This is a genomic window from Spirosoma flavum (genome assembly GCF_042686045.1).
In the GTDB taxonomy this organism is placed as follows: Bacteria; Bacteroidota; Bacteroidia; order Cytophagales; family Spirosomataceae; genus Spirosoma; species Spirosoma flavum.
Map to the genome: position 1 here is coordinate 34,880 of NZ_JBHUOM010000002.1, position 18,998 is coordinate 53,877.

The 18,998-nt window shown below is 47.8% G+C and carries 19 protein-coding genes; 16 read left to right on the forward strand and 3 right to left on the reverse strand.

From position 1 onward, the window contains the following. Nucleotides 1-13 precede the first annotated feature (13 nt). From ACFS25_RS05630 to ACFS25_RS05655, 6 genes are all read left to right on the forward strand, one after another. The gene (locus ACFS25_RS05630) at nt 14-1,744 is read left to right on the forward strand and encodes a helix-hairpin-helix domain-containing protein (protein ID WP_381497455.1); all 1,731 of its coding nucleotides are present in this window, start codon (nt 14-16) and stop codon (nt 1,742-1,744) included. Nucleotides 1,745-1,884: 140 nt separating this feature from the next. Continuing rightward, nucleotides 1,885-4,296: a TonB-dependent receptor gene (locus ACFS25_RS05635; RefSeq protein ID WP_381497456.1), complete on the forward strand. Its 2,412-nt coding sequence runs from the start codon at nt 1,885-1,887 to the stop codon at nt 4,294-4,296. Further along, entirely contained in the window at nt 4,296-5,363 is a 1,068-nt protein-coding gene (locus ACFS25_RS05640) for a DUF4249 domain-containing protein (protein ID WP_381497457.1), read from the forward strand. The genes ACFS25_RS05635 and ACFS25_RS05640 overlap by 1 nt, the downstream gene beginning before the upstream one ends. A gap of 3 nt (nt 5,364-5,366) precedes the next feature. Continuing rightward, nucleotides 5,367-6,446 (forward strand): DUF4249 domain-containing protein, encoded by a 1,080-nt coding sequence (locus ACFS25_RS05645; RefSeq protein ID WP_381497458.1) that lies wholly within the window; start codon nt 5,367-5,369, stop codon nt 6,444-6,446. Between the two features lie 52 nt (nt 6,447-6,498). Then, nucleotides 6,499-7,494 (forward strand): glycosyltransferase family 9 protein, encoded by a 996-nt coding sequence (locus ACFS25_RS05650; protein WP_381497459.1) that lies wholly within the window; start codon nt 6,499-6,501, stop codon nt 7,492-7,494. A gap of 151 nt (nt 7,495-7,645) precedes the next feature. Then, entirely contained in the window at nt 7,646-8,071 is a 426-nt protein-coding gene (locus ACFS25_RS05655) for a response regulator (protein WP_381497460.1), read from the forward strand. A gap of 56 nt (nt 8,072-8,127) precedes the next feature. Here the strand turns inward: ACFS25_RS05655 and ACFS25_RS05660 are convergent, their stop codons facing one another. The 3 genes from ACFS25_RS05660 to ACFS25_RS05670 form a co-directional block, all read right to left on the reverse strand. Then, nucleotides 8,128-9,192, reverse strand: a complete 1,065-nt coding sequence (locus ACFS25_RS05660; protein WP_381497461.1) for a glycosyltransferase family 9 protein — start codon at nt 9,190-9,192, stop codon at nt 8,128-8,130. Nucleotides 9,193-9,263: 71 nt separating this feature from the next. Then, nucleotides 9,264-9,869: a DUF4254 domain-containing protein gene (locus tag ACFS25_RS05665; protein ID WP_381497462.1), complete on the reverse strand. Its 606-nt coding sequence runs from the start codon at nt 9,867-9,869 to the stop codon at nt 9,264-9,266. A 133-nt stretch (nt 9,870-10,002) separates the two neighbouring features. Further along, the gene (locus ACFS25_RS05670) at nt 10,003-11,199 is read right to left on the reverse strand and encodes a molybdopterin molybdotransferase MoeA (RefSeq protein ID WP_381497463.1); all 1,197 of its coding nucleotides are present in this window, start codon (nt 11,197-11,199) and stop codon (nt 10,003-10,005) included. A gap of 197 nt (nt 11,200-11,396) precedes the next feature. Here ACFS25_RS05670 and ACFS25_RS05675 point away from each other — a divergent pair, with 197 nt between their 5' ends. The 10 genes from ACFS25_RS05675 to kdsA all read left to right on the forward strand — a co-directional run bounded on the left by ACFS25_RS05675 (nt 11,397) and on the right by kdsA (nt 18,974). Then, nucleotides 11,397-11,978: an O-methyltransferase gene (locus ACFS25_RS05675; RefSeq protein ID WP_381497464.1), complete on the forward strand. Its 582-nt coding sequence runs from the start codon at nt 11,397-11,399 to the stop codon at nt 11,976-11,978. Between the two features lie 83 nt (nt 11,979-12,061). Further along, nucleotides 12,062-12,550: a cyclic pyranopterin monophosphate synthase MoaC gene (moaC, locus tag ACFS25_RS05680; RefSeq protein WP_381497465.1), complete on the forward strand. Its 489-nt coding sequence runs from the start codon at nt 12,062-12,064 to the stop codon at nt 12,548-12,550. Then, a complete protein-coding gene (locus tag ACFS25_RS05685; RefSeq protein ID WP_381497466.1) occupies nt 12,543-13,115 on the forward strand; it encodes an NTP transferase domain-containing protein in 573 nt (190 codons plus the stop codon). Before moaC ends, ACFS25_RS05685 begins: the two co-directional genes overlap by 8 nt. 43 nt (nt 13,116-13,158) lie before the next feature. Beyond that, nucleotides 13,159-13,767: a DUF6992 family protein gene (locus ACFS25_RS05690; RefSeq protein ID WP_381497467.1), complete on the forward strand. Its 609-nt coding sequence runs from the start codon at nt 13,159-13,161 to the stop codon at nt 13,765-13,767. A gap of 62 nt (nt 13,768-13,829) precedes the next feature. Beyond that, the gene (locus ACFS25_RS05695) at nt 13,830-14,642 is read left to right on the forward strand and encodes a nucleotidyltransferase domain-containing protein (protein ID WP_381497468.1); all 813 of its coding nucleotides are present in this window, start codon (nt 13,830-13,832) and stop codon (nt 14,640-14,642) included. Between the two features lie 3 nt (nt 14,643-14,645). Next, nucleotides 14,646-15,122 (forward strand): nucleoside deaminase, encoded by a 477-nt coding sequence (locus ACFS25_RS05700; RefSeq protein WP_381497469.1) that lies wholly within the window; start codon nt 14,646-14,648, stop codon nt 15,120-15,122. A gap of 117 nt (nt 15,123-15,239) precedes the next feature. After that, the gene (locus ACFS25_RS05705; protein WP_381497470.1) at nt 15,240-16,445 is read left to right on the forward strand and encodes a DegT/DnrJ/EryC1/StrS family aminotransferase; all 1,206 of its coding nucleotides are present in this window, start codon (nt 15,240-15,242) and stop codon (nt 16,443-16,445) included. Nucleotides 16,446-16,473: 28 nt separating this feature from the next. After that, nucleotides 16,474-17,577: an iron-containing alcohol dehydrogenase family protein gene (locus ACFS25_RS05710; RefSeq protein ID WP_381497471.1), complete on the forward strand. Its 1,104-nt coding sequence runs from the start codon at nt 16,474-16,476 to the stop codon at nt 17,575-17,577. Nucleotides 17,578-17,606: 29 nt separating this feature from the next. Beyond that, nucleotides 17,607-18,110 carry a signal peptidase II gene (gene lspA, locus ACFS25_RS05715; protein ID WP_381497473.1) on the forward strand — a complete coding sequence of 168 codons (504 nt, stop codon included), beginning with the start codon at nt 17,607-17,609 and terminating at the stop codon, nt 18,108-18,110. Between the two features lie 12 nt (nt 18,111-18,122). Then, nucleotides 18,123-18,974: a 3-deoxy-8-phosphooctulonate synthase gene (gene kdsA / locus ACFS25_RS05720; RefSeq protein WP_381497475.1), complete on the forward strand. Its 852-nt coding sequence runs from the start codon at nt 18,123-18,125 to the stop codon at nt 18,972-18,974. Nucleotides 18,975-18,998 lie beyond the last annotated feature (24 nt).

Sequence of the window (18,998 nt, forward strand, 5' to 3'; positions counted from 1 at the left end):
CCCTTTATTTAGCATGACTAATTCCGAAATCGTTGACTTGCTTGAACTCACTGGCCGGTTAATGGAACTCCATGACCGTGATACGTTTAAGACACGGACCTTCCAGACAGCCGCCTTTAACTTAGATAAGTCTACGGCTGATCTTGGTAATTTGCCGGTTGAAGAATTGATCAAACTGCCGGGTGTTGGTAAATCCGTCGCTCAAAAAATTCGTGAGATAGCCGAAACGGGTCATCTAACGGACCTCGATGAGTTGTTAGCCCAAACACCTGCGGGTGTGCTGGATATGTTTCGCATCAAAGGATTAGGTGTCAAAAAAGTCCGCACACTCTGGCAGGAGTTAGGCGTAACCAATCTCCAGGATCTCCAACTGGCAGGTGAAAACGGTCAGATTGCGAATATAAAAGGGTTTGGAGCCAGCACGCAGGACAAAATCCTGTCGGCTCTGGAGTTTTTGCAGGAACAGCAGGGCAAAGTTCGTATGGATAAAGCCGCTATGATGGCAAATATGCTTTATGACGAACTGTCAGCGCATTTTGAGCGAGTCGAAATTAGTGGTCAGGTACGCAGGAAAGCGCAGGAGGTTGATAGTGTGCAACTGCTTGTCCAGACAAGCGACCCCGTTTCGGCCATGCTAACCCTGACTAAACTGCCAAATCTGAAACAAAATGAGCGTGAGTCTTCGCCGTTTGTCTGGCGTGGACGGTTGACAGGTTTCGATGTTCAGGTGGAATTATTGTTCTATCCATCAGACCAAATGAACCGGCAGTTGTTCATTCAAACGGCAGCAGAGTCCCATTTGCAACAAGCTGGGGCGGGTGGTGTCCCGTTACTTCAGGCGGCTTATGCTAGTGTCGTGTCGGAAGTGACTGGAAAAGATACGGCGGAAGTTGAGCAGGCTATCTATGCACGCGCGGGTTTACCCTATATCGTACCCGAAATGCGCGAAGATGATTTTGCCTTTCGTTGGGCCAGCCACCACCAAAACGACGAACTCGTTACGTGGGAAGACCTTCGCGGCACTCTTCATAATCACAGTACATGGTCGGATGGTAAACAGTCAGTGGCGGGTATGGCTGCTTACTGTCGTGAGCTGGGGCTGAGCTATTTCGGTATTGCCGATCACTCTAAAACGGCGTCCTATGCTGGTGGACTGGATGCAGAACGTGTTCGTCAGCAACAGGTTGAAATCGACCAGATTAACGCGGGCTTTGGGTCAGATTTTAAGATTTTTAAAGGCATCGAATCTGATATTTTGGGCGATGGTTCGTTGGACTATGACGACGACACACTGGCAACGTTCGACTATGTTGTGGCGTCAGTTCACCAAACGCTGACGATGTCGCTCGAGAAGGCTACGACTCGGTTATTGCGGGCCATCGAAAACCCGTACACCACCATTCTGGGCCATCCAACCGGTCGATTATTGCTCGCTCGCGAAGGCTACCCCATTGATCACCGGGCTGTTATAGACGCTTGTGCCGAACACAAGGTTATTATCGAAATCAACGCTAGCCCATACCGGCTCGACATTGACTGGCACTGGATTGATTACGCTATGCAACAGGGTGTCATGCTGAGTATTAATCCCGATGCTCATGACTTGGTTGGATTGTTGGATATGCACTATGGCGTTGCCATTGGGCGGAAGGGTGGTTTAACAAAAGCAATGACTTTCAATGCGTTGACCCTGGAGGAGATGAGTAGTTACTTGCAACAGCGCAGGGCAGAAATACGTAAGTAGCAGAAAGGGTAAGTCTGATGGGGAATTAATTATCGCTTAAGAATGGTGGGAAATAGGGTAAATCGAACACCTTAGTCCTTTATATCATTAATTATCAGCCCCGTTGCTTACCCTATTTTGTGCTTTCTAATCCCGGCTCTATGCGTTTTTTACGTTTACTGTTGCTATCGTCTTGTTTGCTAAATGGGGCACTGGCTCAACAAAGAACAAGTCCGAGTAGTAACTCTACCACGTTTTCTGCAACGGGTTATGTGCGGGATGGGAAGACCGGTAAACCTATTCAGGGTGCTAATATCGTGGTTCTCAACGTGTCGAAAGGATACGTAACCGCTAAAGATGGATTTTATATTGTACAGTTGCCACCGGGCAATTATGTGCTGCGTTTCTCCCACGTGGGCTACCGCCCCCAACAGGATACTATTTCGCTTCAAAAGACACTCTTCCGTGAGGTTACGATGGAAGATGATACAAAAGATTTAGAGGAAGTCGTTGTAACGAGTGAAACGCCGGATCGTAACGTTCGTAAGGTCGAAATTGGCGTCTCACAGATGACCATTCGTAGTATTCGGCGTATTCCGCCCCTAATGGGTGAGGTAGATGTTATTCGTAGTCTGCTGCTACTGCCGGGAGTAACAACGGTGGGGGAGGGTGCTCCGGGTTTTAACGTCCGAGGGGGGAGCGCCGACCAGAATCTGATTTTGTTCGACGATGCGCCGGTTTTCAATTCGAGCCATTTAATGGGCTTCTTCTCGGTATTTAATCCTGATGTGGTGCGCGACGTAACCCTGAACCGGGGCGGGGTGGCGGCTGCTTACGGAGGCCGGGCCTCATCGGTGCTGGATGTGAAAATTAAAGAGCCAGACGCCGAGAAATGGGGTATTAATGGCGGTATTGGTATTATTTCGAGCCGGTTAGGGATTGAGGGACCAATCATAAAAAAGAAACTATCGTTTTTGGTCGCTGCCCGTGGGTCGTTCAATGATTTTCTATTCAAACTGGCTCCGCCAAATTTGGCAGGTACGAAAGCTAACTTTTATGATCTGACGACCAAATTCAAGTATCAACCTAACGAGAAAAATACGATTACACTGACGGGTTATTTAAGTAAAGATATTTTTAAACTGGCATCTGATTCACTCTCGGGGCAAGAGATAAATGCCTCCTCTACCCAGTTCAATTATCAGACAATGAACGCGGTGGTGCGCTGGAATTACTTCATAAATAAGCAGATAAATCTGGCTACATCGGTTATTCTGAGTCGTTATCGGGCCGATTTGTCGTCATCCGATTCGGCCAATGCGTTCCAGCTTCAGTCGGGCGTTTTACACCGTCAGATCAAATCAGACCTGACCTATACACCCAACGAAACTCACCAGTGGCAGGCCGGAGTAAGCGCCATTGACTACCTGCTTCAGCCGAATACGCGAATTCCCGGCCCGTACTCCAACGTGCTGCCGGTTGACATCGACCGCGAACGCGCCTATGAACTTGCCGCCTACTTACAGGACGAATGGAAACTAAGTGAGAATGTCGCCATTATTGCCGGACTGCGTTATTCAGCCTTACTGAACAGAGGACCGGCAACGGTACGGACGTATCAGGAAAACGGCCCGCGCCAGGACGAAACCGTAACCTCTACACAAACCTACGGAGCGGGTAAAATTTACCATTCGGCGGGTGGCCTGGAACCTCGTCTAGCCGTACGCTGGTCGGTGGGTGAGGGGCGGGCCATCAAAGCCGGTTACAGCCGACTTCGTCAATATATCCAGCAGGTAACCAATACAACGGCGGCCTTGCCAACCTCACGCTGGCACCTAAGTGATATGTATACGAAGCCCGTCATCGCCGATCAGTGGTCACTGGGGTATTTTCTCAATACGGCTGATAATGCCATTGAAGCATCAGGCGAGGTATATTACAAAACATTAACCAATGCAATTGACTATCGCGACGGGGCCGAACTTCAACTGGCGCAGGCTGTTGAAACGCAGATTGTTCAGGGCCGTGGCCGTGCTTATGGGTTTGAAGGACTACTACGAAAAAACAAGGGTCGCTGGACGGGTTTTATGAGCTATACTTACGCGCGCACTTTCCTGACAATGAATAGCCCTTATGTAGCCGAACAGGTGAACAACGGCAATCCATACCCAGCTAACTACGATAAACCTCATACGCTGAACGTGCTGGCTACTCATCGCCCAACGGCCTGGTTTAGTATGTCGCTCAATTTTACCTACAGCACTGGTCGCCCAACCACCCAGCCATCGGCTATTGCACGCGTGGCGGGTGTGCTCGTTCCAATCTATCTCGACCGCAATCAGCAGCGTGTTCCCGATTATCACCGGCTCGACTTTTCGATGACGTTTGAGCAGAATCCGCTCAAGAAGAAGAAAAATCAGAGTAGTTGGGTATTCTCTGTTTACAATGTGTATGCCCACAAAAACGCGTACTCCATCTTTTATAAGTTGAGTCCGGCGTCGTCTACAGATGCATATAAACTGTCCATTTTTGGAACGGCCTTTCCATCGCTGACCTATAATTTCAAATTCTGATGAGACTGCGGGGACTGTTATCTGCTCAATTGTTGCTAGTACTCGTACTGGTTGTTTCATGCGTGACAGAATACGAGCCTGGTACTGTTAGTATTCTGCCTTCATTGATTGTTGAAGGAATGATTACGAATCAGCCGGGACCTTACGCGGTCAAACTTACCCGTACGGCTGATTATTCGTACAAAAGTTTGAACCTACTCGAAACAGGGGCAACGGTCATCATCTCGGATAATCTGGGCAATCAGGAAACTCTAAAGGAATCGTCGACTGGTGGCACCTATCAAACCAATATAAGTGGTATACAGGGAATAGTCGGGCGCATCTACAAGGTGGTCATTAAAACGAAAGATGGGAATGTATACGAGTCGGAGCCAGAAATACTCAAAGCGGCCCCGGCTATTGATAATATCTACTACGAATATCGATACGATTCGCAGGAATCGAATAACGGTAAGGCCAATGGATGGGACGTCTATGTTGATACGAAAGATTCTGAAACTCCCGGCGATTTTTACCGTTGGGAATGGACCCATTACGAATTTACAGAGGTCTGTAAAACGGTAGCTACAGCAGGTCAAAATTCCCTTATTGGTTTGCCGTGCTGTTCGCAATGCTGGAATATAAACCGATGCAATATAAACTGCATCAACATCATGTCTGACGTAAACATTAACGGAAACTCCATTAGCCGTCAGCTTATTGAACGAGTACCCTACGATGCAAGTACACGATACTATGTCGAAGTAAAACAACAATTACTCAGCGCGGGTATTTACAGGTTTTTTAAAACGGCAAGTCAGCAGGTGCAAAATACGGGTGGATTGTTTGATGCGGCTCCGGGCAGTATCGGTGGTAATATTCATTCGACTAGCAATTCCAGTCTAAAAGCATATGGCTATTTTGGGGCTGTTGGCGAGTCGGTTGGCTACCTTCTAGTCGATCGAAGTAAAGCAGTCGGTGCGCCGGTTGCTACCACAGATTTAGTCGTGTTAAATTCATTAGCTGCTTGTGTGGTATGTGAAAACAGTCAGTATCGAACCCCTGTTAGGCCGCGGTGGTGGCAGTAACGGATGATAAAAAAAAACGTGGCGAGTAATACACTAGTGATGAAGCAAAGTATCTGTTTATCGATGCTGGTTGTTGGTATGATGGCCTGCGTTACACCTTATCAGCCTGATACAATTAGTATTGCCCCGTCGTTGGTGGTAGAGGGGCAGATTTCTGATCAGCCCGGCCCGTACACAGTCAAACTTTCGCACACGGCCGACTATTCGTATAAAAGCTTGAACCTGTTGGAGACTGGGGCAACAGTAATCATCTCCGATAATCGGGGCAATCAGGAAACCTTGACAGAGCAGTTGTCTGGCGGTACGTACCAAAGCCGTACTACTGGCATTCAGGGTGTACCAGGCCGAAGCTACAAGCTCACTATTCAGACGAAAGCAGGCATTCGTTACGAGTCGGAACCGGAAATACTACCGGCTGTTCCACCCATTGATAAATTATATTATGAATCCAACTATACAACCGCCGAAGGGCAAACCTGGGCTGTTCTTTTAGACACGAAAGATCCTGATACCCTGGGTAATTATTACAAATGGAACTGGACACATTATGAGTTCACTGAAGCTTGCCAGAAAACGTATGTTCCTACCAAAAGTATCTATACAGGTATCGCCTGCTGTTCAGACTGTTGGGATGTAACCCGTTGCTATAATTGCATTAGTCTCAACTCCGATGCAAATATAAATGGCAAAGCTATTAGTCGCCAACCCATTGCCGAGGTTCCCTTCACATCAGGGAGTCGTTATTATATAGAAATTGAGCAGCAGGGTATTAGTCAGGGTGCCTACGCATTTTGGAAAAGCGTCCGTCAATTGACGTCCAATACGGGCGGGTTGTTTGACGCGGCTCCGTCTACAGTGCGGGGTAATATAAAGTGCGTTACCAATCCCGGCGAAGCAGTATATGGTTATTTTGGTGCGATTGGCCTTTCGGTAGGGTATTTATCCGTAGACCGTAGTACCGGCCGGGGCCAGCCCATGCTGGATTTCCCGACGGAAATACCCTATCCGACTAACCCTCCTTGTATTGTGTGTGAAAATAATCTTTATCGAACGCCCAATAAACCTCGCTGGTGGACTTACTGAGCGGTTTGGTGGGGTTCTATAAATAAAATAAATTTGTAAAAATGAATATAAGATGGCTCGTCCGGTGAAAGTACTGATTCTACAATTCGCATCCATTGGTGATGTCGTGCTGACATCACCCGTTGTGCGTTGTCTGAAGCAGCAACTGCCGAATGCCGACGTTCATTTTTGCACCAAACGCGACTATCAGCCTATTATCGCTCATAATCCGCATATCGCTGAACGGCATTACCTTGATGGTAGTTTAGTGGCGTTGATCCGGCAACTACGTGCCCAGCAATTCGATTATGTCATTGATTTGCAAAATACGTTTGTCACCGACCTGATTAAAACTGCTCTGGGTACTCGGTCGTATAGCGTCGAAAAACAATCACTGCGTCAATGGCTTTATGTGCGCTGGAAAGTGAATGCGTTGCCCGACCATCACATTGTTGACCGCTATCTGGCAACTGTGCAACCGTTGGGTATCGAGGACGACGGACGGGGGTTGGATTATTTCATTCCTTATAAAGATGACATTGAAACGAATTGGCTGCCTGCCACCCATCAGAACGACTTTGTCGCCTATGCTATTGGTGGACGGCATATGACCCGACGACTTCCCGTTTTACGCATGATTGAGTTGTGCCTCAAAATAAATTATCCAATTGTGTTACTGGGCGACAAAGATGATCGTAAAGCTGGTGAAGAAATAGTGCAGGCTCTTGGTAGTAAACAGATTTACAATGCCTGCGGTCACTTTAATCTCAATCAGTCAGCGTCGCTGTTACAACAGGCGCGATTGGTATTTAGTCACGACACGGGATTGATGCACATTGCGGCCGCATTTAGGAAAAAAATCTATTCAATTTGGGGAAGCACCACGCCCCAATTTGGATTTTACCCCTATAAAACTGCGCACGTTCGGCTCGAAACGTCGGGTTTAGGCTGCCGTCCCTGTTCTTCCACCGGTACTGACAACTGCCCTATGAAACACTTTAATTGTATGAATAGCCTTCCATTCGACTTTGATATAAAGGAGTTACGGACGAAAAAGAAGAATTTTTGAGTGATTGAGTGTTAACATTTTCCTACAAGTGCCTTATGAATTTATGTAAGTTTCATACATCAAATCAATATTGTATTTGTTTCTGCGCAAACTATGACGAATTTCGTTTCATTCTTTTGTAGGTATTCTGAAATTAAATTCGCCCTTTCGAATGTCGTTTAAAGGACCACTAATTTCTATTGAGGATGATGAAGACGATCAATACCTAATCGCACGAATTATTGAAGCGTTGGCTATTCCTAATGAATTACTGTTTTTTTCAAACGGCGAGGAAGCATTACGCTATCTGGAGACCACTAGTGAACAGCCGTTTTTGATCTTATGCGATATAAATATGCCCATTATGGATGGGCTTGAGCTGCGTAAGCGCATTAATAAGAGCGACTATTTAAGAAAGAAATCCATTCCTTTCGTCTATTTAACCACAGCGGCCAGTCCTGAGCTTGTGCGGATTGCCTACGACGAAACTGTCCAGGGCTTTCATAAGAAAGCAGCACAATACGCCGATTTTCAAGAACAAATCGAATTGATTATCAAGTACTGGCAAAATTGCCTTCATCCTAATAGCGAAGTCTAAACGCATAGCTATCATCAGTTAAACAATTAGTTGTCATTAGCCATAGCGATAATCTTTTATCCCTTAACTCCGGCCGTGAGCATCTGCTGTACTCTCACTGCCACCGCTTCCACCGAAATAGTAGTCAAACAGGCCAAATCACCTCGCCAACAGGGTTTATTGCCAAACACCGAGCAAGGGCGGCAGGTTAATACGTCGGTTGGAATCTGAAGAACAGACGCGTCGCCCTGACCCCAGGGACCAAAACCCGCGTCGGGGTGAGTAGCTCCCCAGATGGACAGCACCGGTACCCCACTAAGGGCAGCAAGGTGCATATTTCCCGAATCCATACAGAGCATTCCCGTCAATTGACTAATAAGAGAAAGTTCAGCAGCTAAAGAAAGCTGCCCCGCCACCAGTATTGCCTGCGGAAACCTGTGTTTCAATGTCTCGAGTTGAGCAATGTCGCTTGCTCCGCCCCCAAACAGGAAAATTGTAATCGGTAACCCGTCATAAAGCTGATCCAGCAAAGGCGAAAATCGCTCGAAGGGCCACATTTTTTGCCTATGCTGCGCAAAAGGCGCAATACCGAGCCAGGGCGTATTGGTCGTAATAGATTGCCGATCTAAAAACTCGGTCAGTTCGTCTTCAGCAGACGTAAATGGGGAAAACTGAAACGGTTGTGCTGGCTGGAACGGAAATCCAGCCTTATCGAAAATCCGCCCATACCGCTCCACACTATGTGGTAATTGCCGACGAACTTTATTCACTTTTCGGGTTAAGGCTCTTTTTTCTGTACGCCCCTTATCAATCGTAAAGGATGGAACACCTACTAACCGAAATAGACTTTTTAGGATGGCCGAGCGTAAATTCTGGTGGGCATCAATAACAACGTCGAACGCAGTCAGATGTCGCAGTTCATTGAATAAGTGAACTATGCCTTTGAGTCCGCTATGTCGTCCGTCAAAGTCGGCTCCTACAACATGAATATTTGGAAACTGCTCGAAAAAAACGGCGAATTTAGCCCGTGTCACCAGCGTAATACCTACGTTGGGATAACGTTGCGTAAACGCCTGAATAACGGGTGCCAGTAAGGCCACATCGCCCATGGCCGAGAACCGGAGAAGAAGCAATTGCTTCATATACTTCTCAAAAGTGAGGAGGAACGGTCGGGTATTGTCAAACTAGATCAATAGTACACGACCATTTTTGACTAGTCCTGATTGCTATAAAGTACTGGGTTCAGCGTGGGGTCATTATACATTTTCATTTGCCGATATACCTTCATGTAACGGTCGCCATTGCGTATGTCTTCCAGCAGTTCGTCGAAACAGTGGGCTAAATCGCTTTCCTGTTCGAGCAACACCGCTAGTTTTTGCTGAGCTTTTTGTCGGTGATCGTCTGATACCGAAGGTCTGTCTACCTGCTCGCGAAAGTGGTACAGTTTGAGTTGAAGAATCGACATGCGATCCAGAAGCCAGGCGGGCGTTTCGGAGTTTAAGCGCGCGACGGGCTTAGGCACAATACCCTTAAATTGATCAGAAAACCAGCTATCTATCTGCTCTACCGTATCCGTCCGGTCCTGATTCGACATATCAATCCGACGTTTGATGGTTACTAATTCATCCGGTCGAATGGCCGGACTACGGATAATGTCTTCGAGATGCCATTGAATCGTATCAATCCAGTTTTTCTGATACAACAAAAAGGCAATATCATTCGCTGAATACGGGTTGTTAATGGGTGTCTCAACGTCGTCGGTCAGGTGGTAGTCCTGAATACTCTGGCGGAACAGATTGTTGGCGAAAGTGGCGTTCATAAGCGGTTAATCAATCGCAAAGATACGCGTTTTCGTTCGTAATGTCTGGGCAGGAAACTACTGTCGAAACCACAGCCAAAGACTGAATAACGCGTCTACTCTTACGATAGTTAAGTTACTAGCCAAACAGAAACTACCGTAATGTTTCCCACACCGGAAACGCTTCTCCCGCACCAAACTCTGAGCGTTCGGCAGGAAATTCCATGAAGGCATCGGCAGCCAACAGATTAGCAAAGTCGGCAGAGCCGGAACCCGGCAGCGGATGGGCCAGCATCCGGCCATCGGGTTCGGAGGTCAAATGAACTGATAAAAAGTAGGTGACATTTGGCTTAAACACAACCGACTCGGACAGTTGCGCGTAACGGGTTGGTGTAGGCGCTAAACCCAGCGATGTTTGTAGGTAGGGCATTACGTAGCGATACATACACAGCACCGTCGAAACCGGGTTGCCGGGTAAGGCGAAAACGGTTTTATCCGATGCCGTTCCAAACCAAATCGGTTTTCCTGGTCGCTGGTCAACTTTATGAAACTGTTTTTGAACGCCCAACTGCGCCAGCACACTCGGCACAAAATCGGCTTTCCCAGCCGAGACGCCCCCGCTCAAAATCAAAATTTCATTATCAGCAAGCAGTATAGCTAGACGGTTTGCTAACACAGCTTCGTCATCAATTATATGATGTAATGTGGCCTCAATTCCCAGTGACGCCAGTGCCGCCCGGAGCATGTATGTATTCGACCGACGAATCTGGTAAGGCAGGGGTGTATCGGCAACATCAACCAATTCGTCGCCCGTAGAAATGAGGGCCACGCGGGGAAGTGCCGTGACCGTCAACGTCGTTTGCCCAACCGAAGCCGCTACGGCAATGGCCGAGGGACCGAGTAGCGTACCAATGGGCAGGAGTTCATTGCCCGCCCGGCGGTCGGTAGCGCGGGGATGAATGTGCTGCCCCGTCTGAATATCCTCAATCGTGATGGTAGCTTGCCCGTCTGTAATAGTTACGTCTTCATACCTGATGACTGTATCGGTTGCAATCGGCAGCATGGCCCCGGTCATTACTTCCAGACAGGCGTTACTATCGTTCAGGGTTTGTTGAGGTTGACCGGCGCGTTGCATCCCTGCCACCCGAAATGTTTGTTGCCCGGCTTCGTAGTCGGCAAATCGAATGGCGATTCCGTCCATCGCAACCCGGTCGAACGGGGGGAAATCGCGGTCAGCATGGACCGCTTCGCGCAGAACCCGGCCAGAAGCGTTGGTCAGCGAAACCGTTTCGGTAGGCAGCGTCAATCTGTGTTGTTGAGTAATGGCGAAAGCGTCGGCAACAGAAAGCATGAGCGTAAGGATAAAAGGAGTAAGATACCGCATCGGCCATACGGCGCACAGGCGGTCCCGAATGTACAATGAAAAAGTACCACAGTACAAACGGATGAATACCTTTGTAACAGCCGTCACTTAAGTAAGTTGTCCTCATTTTTGCCGTAAGCAGTCAATGGGCGTAATAGGCTTATCGTCCCGATTAAGTATACAGTATGATAAACGACCAGATTAACTTCAGAGAGCCAGCCAATTACGACTCCATTTGGCAGGAAACCATCGCTCAAAATTTCGGTATGCCTTCCGATAAGCTAACGGGCTCTCTCTTGCGAACACTGGCATCAACGAAGCCCGGCGGTACCTTTCTGGAATTAGGCACGGGCACTGGTATCGCAACCTGCTGGCTTTTAGATGGCATGGATGAGCACTCGACGTTAATCACCGTAGATAATGATGAGAAACCGTTGTCAGTAGCTCGCAAATACTTCGGTAATGAGCCTCGTATCAAAATCCATTTAGACAAAGGCGAGAACGTTATCAATAGCTTACCCGCGTCCAGCATTGACTTAATATTTGCTGACGCCTGGCCCGGCAAGTACAATCATTTGGAAGAAACGTTGGCTTTACTCAAGACGGGCGGCATCTATCTGATTGACGATATGTTGCCACAGCCCAACTGGCCGGATGGTCATAGTGAGAAAGCCGACCGGTTAGTCGAGTGGTTTGAGACTAATGAGGCACTAACAATAACAAAGTTAAACTGGTCAACGGGCCTGCTGATAGCCATTAAGAAATAGTATGTTGGCATCGTCTCCAACATACGGTTAGTCTGTTTTCAAGAAAATTTCCGTAAAAAACGCCAGGTATACAGCTGATTTCTATGAATTCTTTTACTCATCTCAACGCCGACGGCAATCCAGCTATGGTGGACATTGGTGCTAAAACGATTACTCGTCGGACGGCCCGCGCCCAGAGTGTTGTGGCCCTCGGCCCCGATATTATGCAGCACCTAACTCAGTCTGGATTGACGGGCCATGATATTGCCACTAAAAAGGGCCCCGTATTTCAGACAGCTATCATTGCCGGAACGATGGCCGCTAAACGTACCGATGATCTGATTCCACTTTGTCACTCTCTCGGCTTAGATAATTGCCAGATCACGATTACGACCGAAGGCACCGATGCTATTGTGAACTGTTTGGTATCGACCGAAGGCAAAACTGGTGTCGAAATGGAAGCGTTGGTTGGCGCTTCGGTAGCGGCTCTGACGATTTACGACATGTGCAAAGCCTTCTCGCACGACATCATCATCCGGGAAACCAAATTGATGGAAAAAACGGGTGGAAAACGAGACTTCCGGCGTGAGTAAATTAAACGGTTTAATTTTAACGGGGGGACAAAGCAGCCGTATGGGGCATGATAAATCGCAATTGATTTATCACGGAAAACCGCAGCGCGAACACCTTACCGACTTACTTAAACCTTATTGCGATGACGTTTTCTGGTCGGTCAATGTAGGACAGGCAAGCCAACTAAGTACCACAAATCAGCCATACATTGTTGATTCGTTCGACTTTCCTGGACCGCTCAATGGGATATTGTCCGCCTTTCAGCACGATGCCGAATCTGCTTGGTTAGTTGTGGCTTGTGATATGCCATTGCTAACGGTCCGGTCATTCGATGCGCTTGTGGCGGGGCGCAATTTGGCGCAACTGGCCACCGTGTTCTATGATTCGGATGGGCAATTACCTGAACCACTATTGGGTATTTATGAGCCAGCGTTCAGACTAATCTTACAACAGGCACTTGCTGATGGGGAATATTCACCGCGTCAATTGCTGCGGCAGAACGATGTGAACTTGCTGAACGTGGCGGATAAGCGCGAACTAACAAACATTAACGATCCGAAAGCAAAGGCTGCCCTGGGCCTGTGAAACATAGCGCTGAAATTGGGGTTCATAAACAAAATCAGCGTTTATGAAATCACTCCGAAAACTTCTCTTAGCGGCTGGCTCTGTGCTACTCGGTAATGTGGCAACAGCCCAGCGGGTAACGCCATCTCCCGAATTGCGCGACTTTAGTGAGCAGCGCATTCGCCATCAGAAAACAATCGGCCTTGCACTCGGTAGTTTTGCTTTAGCCAATATTGCCGTTGGGGCGGTGGCAGCCGGACAAACATCGGGCGAAACGAAGTATTTTCATAAGATGAATGTCTACTGGAATTTGGTTAACCTCGGCATTGCCGGGGCCGGATTGCTAAGTTCCGGGAAACGTAAAACCGATTCTGAAACGTTGCCGGATGCTGTTCGGCAACACGAAAACATGAAGCAGGTTCTATTGGTCAACGCTGGTCTGGATGTGGCTTATGTAATTGGCGGGGCTTATTTGCAGGAGCGCGCTAACTCGCATCCTACCAATGCCGACCAACTGCGGGGGTATGGCAAATCTATTATAGCGCAGGGTGGCTTTCTGCTGGCATTCGATTTAGTCAATTATTTTATTTTTAAAAAGCGAGGTGATAAACAGGAGCGATTATTACTCTCAGCAACATCCAATGGACTTGGTTTCGTTTTGCCTATCCGGTAAGTAGTGGCGAACTAATCAGAATATGAGGTCGTTCTGTGATAATTTACCAACCGCAACCGACCATGCAGTCTGTTCTACAACCCTTTCAATCATTTATCGACAACGCTATTAATATCTGTCGACACGACCCCGAAGCCGTTGGTTTAGCTGCGGGCGGCTCGTGGGCGTCGGGTGAAATTGATCAGTATTCAGACCTTGATTTGGTGCTGGTGACCACGCGGCAAATTGCTCCCGACACCAGTCAGATGCAAAACTATGCGTTGACGTTTGGTTCATTACTAGCGTCGTTTCGGGGTGATCACGTTGGTGAGCCGCGCTTGCTGATTGCGTTGTATGAATCACCGTTATTGCACGTCGATATTAAGTTTCTGACACCCGCCGAATTTTATCAACGCGTTGAGAATCCGATCGTTCTTTGGGAGCGCGATCAATTACTAACAACAATTATTCAGCAGTCAACGGCGCAATATCCCGCTTTTGATTACCAGTGGACCGAAGACCGCTTCTGGATTTGGATGCATTATGCGGCTCTAAAAATTGGGTGCGGTGAGTTCTTTGAAGCTATTGATTTTCTGGCTTTTGTGCGTAATACGGTGCTGGGTCCATTGTTGCACCTCAAAAATGCACGCTTGCCAAGAGGAGTTCGTCGGGCCGAGACGTCCTTCACTATGGAAGATGTAGAGCGGCTGCGAAAAACCGTGGCAACACCTGATCGGGAAGCCCTTTTGCTGAGTATAACGGAAGCTATGCATTTATACGAGGAATTGCGCAATGATTTGGCTCCGTCAGTAATAGAGAAAAATAGAAAAGCACAATTAGCCGTTACAACTTATCTGGCTACTATTCATCAATCAGCAGTTTCATTTCATCAATAAAGAATGACGAATCAGGATGATTATTTTCTGCGTGAGGCCATTCGGTTGGCTCGCGAAGGTATGACTACCGGACAAGGTGGACCATTTGGCTCTATTGTTGTCCGCAATGGCGAAATTGTGGGGCGTGGGTGCAACCAGGTAACGTCGACAAATGACCCAACGGCCCATGCGGAAGTGGTTGCTATTCGGGATGCCTGTCGAAATCTGGGTACGTTTCAGTTAGATGATTGCACACTTTATGCGTCCTGCGAACCCTGCCCCATGTGTTTGGGCGCTATTTATTGGGCTCGTCCCAGCCGAATTGTTTATGGGGCTTTTCATTCCGATGCGGCTGGGGCCGGTTTTGACGACCAATTTATTTACGAAGAGCTAGACAAACCCCGCGAGGAGCGTCATATTCCGATGCATCAACTCCTGCGCGACGAAGCCGATGCGGTTTTTCAGGAGTGGGTGGCTATGGAAAAACGTACGCTCTATTAATAGATAAGCCAACACCCTACATATACTTCGTTCTCGGTTTAAAACCCGTACTTTTGCAGAAAAAAAGCCGCTTCCTGAGAACGAATTTCTGAAGCGACTTACTAAACGGTTTACGTCATGCCAGGAATGGAATTTTTTGGAGCGGCCGAGCGCAATGAAATCAACGATGTGCTCGAGACTGGTATCCTGTTTCGGTATAATCACGAAGCGCAACGCAACAATATCTACAAAGCCCGCGAGTTTGAGGCTGAGGTTGCCAAGTTAGTTGGGGCAACGTATGCTCACGCCGTATCGAGCGGTTCAACCGCCGTTTTGTGCGCCTTAGCAGCGGCTGGCATTGGTGCCGGTGACGAAGTTATCGTGCCGCCCTTTACCTACATCGCCACTGTAGAGTCTGTACTGATGGCAGGCGCATTGCCTGTTTTCGCCGACATTGACGAAACGCTTTGCCTGAGTGCTGAAGGTATTCGTCGGGTGATTACGCCAAAAACCAAAGCTATCTGCTTGGTGCATATGTGCGGACAAATGGCTGACATGGATGCGATTATGGCTCTCGTGAACGAGCACAATCTGGTGTTAGTTGAAGATGCCGGTCAAGCAATGGGGGCAAGTTATAAAGGTGTTTCAACGGGATTATGGGGAAAAACCGGCGCTTACTCGTTCGACTTTTTTAAGATTGCAACGGCTGGTGAAGGGGGTATTATGGTCACCAACGACGAAACTGCCTATAAACACGCTGATTCCTATTCTGACCACGGCCATGACCATATAGGTAGTAACCGGGGCATGGAACAGCACCCGATTCTGGGCTTTAACTACCGTATCAGTGAGCTTCACGCGGCTGTTGGATTGGTGCAAACGCGTCGGGTACCAGAGATTATCAAGAACAATAATGCTCATAAAGCACAGCTTATGTCGGCTTTAGCGAACGTACCGGGCGTATCGTTTGCGCGGATTCCTGACACGAATGGGGACTCAGCTACATTTCTAAATTTGCTCCTACCTGATACCGACTCAGCGCAACGTACTGTAGCTGAACTGAATGCGGCTGGTGTGGGTGGGTTCAACTACTGGTTCACCAATATGTACCACTTCATTAATCAGTGGAATCATATTAAAGAAATGCGTACGGCTGCGCCATTAGCTATCGAGAAATTCGGTGCTCCGCAGGATTATAAAAACCTCGATATACCGAATGCACAGGCAACTATTGGGCGGCTAATTTCATTCGGCATTCGGGCCACATGGACGTCTGATGAAGTAGCTACATTGGCTGCCAACATCGAAGCTGCCGTTCGTAAAGTAACCTTGGTAGAAGCGTAATTTTCGGCCATTATGGCTTAACAACACAATGGTAGCAACACCGACACAAACCACGCATAAAAATTTTAAGGGCGTTGAGAAGACCGTCTATGGTCGGGGGAGTTTTTCCCAACTTGACGAAATTCTGGCTCCGCGCCGTTCTGATAACCAGGGGTATTTTGTCTTTCTGGTCGATAACTATTTTAAAGGCAAATCCCTGGAAGGTCAGGTTCCGGTTCATCATGAAGATTTAACGTATTATATAAGCGTTGAGGAACACGAACCGACAACCGACCAGATTGATGAACTCCGCGACGAGATTCTTGCTAAAAAAGGTCTTCCATCGGGCGTAGTCGGTATCGGGGGCGGCAGCATCATGGATATTGCTAAAGCGTTGTCGCTGATGTTGACCAATGAAGGTTCTTCAACCCTATACCAGGGCTTGAATCTCATTAAAAAACCGGGCGTTTACCATGTTGGCGTACCAACTATTTCGGGTACTGGTGCCGAAGTCTCAATGACTGCCGTATTAACGGGTCCCGTCAAGAAACTGGGTCTCAAGTGCGAGTGGACGGTATTTAACCAGATTGTACTTGACCCCGAATTAATTGCCAGCGTGCCCCGCAACTGGTGGTTTTATACCGGCATGGACACCTATATCCACTGCATCGAATCGGAGAATGGCCGGATGAATAATGCCTACTCGCATGCCTATGCCGAACAGGCTATGAAGCTCTGCCGGGAGATTTATCTGGGTGAAAACTCGGGACAGACAACCGAAAATGACGATAAATTGATGGTCGCGTCAATGATGGGCGGGTTAAGTCTGACGTACTCCGAAGTGGGCGTTTGTCATGCCCTTAGCTACGGCCTCTCGAAGATTCTGGGGACTCGCCATTGTTATGCCAATTGCCTGATCATGAATCACCTCGCAGATTATTATCCCGAAGGTGTGGCCGAGTTTAAACAGATGGTGGCGTATCACCAGATTGATTTGCCGCAGGGCTTGTCGAACGATTGGAGTGATGACACCATCACCCAGATGGCTCACATTTCGTATAATCTGCCGCATATGTGGTTGCACGCCATCGGCGACAATTGGCAGGAGGTCATCACGATTGACTTGCTAAAGGATCTGTTCCGCAGGTTGTAGAATGAACTGTCTGGTCGAATAGCTAACTGATGAAAAAATTAATCAGAATCCTGCTCATTGTAGTCACTATATCGGTGAATATCGGGTGCGACCAGGTATCAAAAGACATTGTGAGGAACAAGATCGGTTATGGTGAACATATTTCACTTTTGGGTAGCCATCTAACGGTCACTAAAGTCGAAAATACGGGCGCTTTTTTAAGTGTAGGGGAATCGCTACCGCCAATTTTCAAGAACCTATTGTTACTCATAATGCCTTTGGTGGCTATAATTCTGGGCTTTGCCTATCTGCTACTTACCTTCAACACGCCCCGGCTGTTTGTAATTGGTGCTTGTTTCATCATTGGTGGCGGAGTTGGCAATATAATCGACCGAGTGGCTTACGGTTCAGTGACTGACTTTCTACACATCAGTTTTGGTGTTTTTCAAACGGGCATCTTCAATATGGCTGATATTTCAGTCATGTTGGGTGCTGGGTTTATTCTGCTTAATTCCTTTCTGAAAAGCCAGCGGGATGATAGCCAACTAACTTAAATCGACAAAATAATGTCTCAAAAAATTGTTCGCGTTGGCGACATCGAATGCGGGTCGGATGAGTTGTTTCTCATTAGCGGTCCCTGCGTTATTGAAGATGAAAAAATTATGATGACCGTTGCCGAGCAACTTCGTGAAATTCAGGAGCGCGTCGGCATCAAAATTATTTATAAGTCATCCTTTCAGAAAGATAATCGCTCCAGCCTGAACTACTACAACGGGCCGGGCATCGAAAAAGGAATGAAAATTCTGGCTAAGGTGAAAGAGCAATTCGGCTTTCCGCTGCTGACTGACGTGCATTATCCTGACCAGTGTGCTCCCGTGGCTGAAGTTGTTGATATTCTACAAATTCCGGCTTACCTGTGTATGCAAACCATGCTGGTTGTGGCGGCTGCCAAAACGGGTAAAGTCGTGAATGTAAAACACGGACAGTTTCTTGCACCGGAGAATATGAAACACCCGGTCAAAAAAATTGAGGATTCGGGTAACGACCAGATCATCCTGACAGAACGCGGCTACACATTCGGCTACAATGATTTAGTAGTTGATCCACGCAGTTTTTATCATTTGGCCCGCACTAACTATCCGGTTGTATTCGATGTAACCCACGCCATCCGTAAGTATGGTATTCCGTCTGCCGATGCGAAAGGTGGTGCACGTGAATATCTTCCTGTGTTGGCCCGTGCGGGCGTGGCTGCGGGTGTCGATGGTCTGTTTGTTGAAACACATACCTGCCCATCCGAAGCACTTTGCGATGCCGCTAGTCAGCTGGATATTCGTTACTTGGAAGAGTTTTTGAAGCCTCTGCTTGAAATTCATGCGGTTGAAGTAAAATACCGTAATACACTGCCTGAACTGGCGTAGTGAATGGCTGGTGTGAATGAAGTA

Coding starts and splice junctions, on each gene's coding strand:
- ACFS25_RS05630 (WP_381497455.1), top strand. CDS start 14: ATGACTAATTCCGAAATCGTTGACTTGCTTGAACTCACTGGCCGGTTA.
- ACFS25_RS05635 (WP_381497456.1), top strand. CDS start 1,885: ATGCGTTTTTTACGTTTACTGTTGCTATCGTCTTGTTTGCTAAATGGG.
- ACFS25_RS05640 (WP_381497457.1), top strand. CDS start 4,296: ATGAGACTGCGGGGACTGTTATCTGCTCAATTGTTGCTAGTACTCGTA.
- ACFS25_RS05645 (WP_381497458.1), top strand. CDS start 5,367: ATGATAAAAAAAAACGTGGCGAGTAATACACTAGTGATGAAGCAAAGT.
- ACFS25_RS05650 (WP_381497459.1), top strand. CDS start 6,499: ATGGCTCGTCCGGTGAAAGTACTGATTCTACAATTCGCATCCATTGGT.
- ACFS25_RS05655 (WP_381497460.1), top strand. CDS start 7,646: ATGTCGTTTAAAGGACCACTAATTTCTATTGAGGATGATGAAGACGAT.
- ACFS25_RS05660 (WP_381497461.1), bottom strand. CDS start 9,192: ATGAAGCAATTGCTTCTTCTCCGGTTCTCGGCCATGGGCGATGTGGCC.
- ACFS25_RS05665 (WP_381497462.1), bottom strand. CDS start 9,869: ATGAACGCCACTTTCGCCAACAATCTGTTCCGCCAGAGTATTCAGGAC.
- ACFS25_RS05670 (WP_381497463.1), bottom strand. CDS start 11,199: ATGCTTTCTGTTGCCGACGCTTTCGCCATTACTCAACAACACAGATTG.
- ACFS25_RS05675 (WP_381497464.1), top strand. CDS start 11,397: ATGATAAACGACCAGATTAACTTCAGAGAGCCAGCCAATTACGACTCC.
- moaC (WP_381497465.1), top strand. CDS start 12,062: ATGAATTCTTTTACTCATCTCAACGCCGACGGCAATCCAGCTATGGTG.
- ACFS25_RS05690 (WP_381497467.1), top strand. CDS start 13,159: ATGAAATCACTCCGAAAACTTCTCTTAGCGGCTGGCTCTGTGCTACTC.
- ACFS25_RS05695 (WP_381497468.1), top strand. CDS start 13,830: ATGCAGTCTGTTCTACAACCCTTTCAATCATTTATCGACAACGCTATT.
- ACFS25_RS05700 (WP_381497469.1), top strand. CDS start 14,646: ATGACGAATCAGGATGATTATTTTCTGCGTGAGGCCATTCGGTTGGCT.
- ACFS25_RS05705 (WP_381497470.1), top strand. CDS start 15,240: ATGCCAGGAATGGAATTTTTTGGAGCGGCCGAGCGCAATGAAATCAAC.
- ACFS25_RS05710 (WP_381497471.1), top strand. CDS start 16,474: ATGGTAGCAACACCGACACAAACCACGCATAAAAATTTTAAGGGCGTT.
- lspA (WP_381497473.1), top strand. CDS start 17,607: ATGAAAAAATTAATCAGAATCCTGCTCATTGTAGTCACTATATCGGTG.
- kdsA (WP_381497475.1), top strand. CDS start 18,123: ATGTCTCAAAAAATTGTTCGCGTTGGCGACATCGAATGCGGGTCGGAT.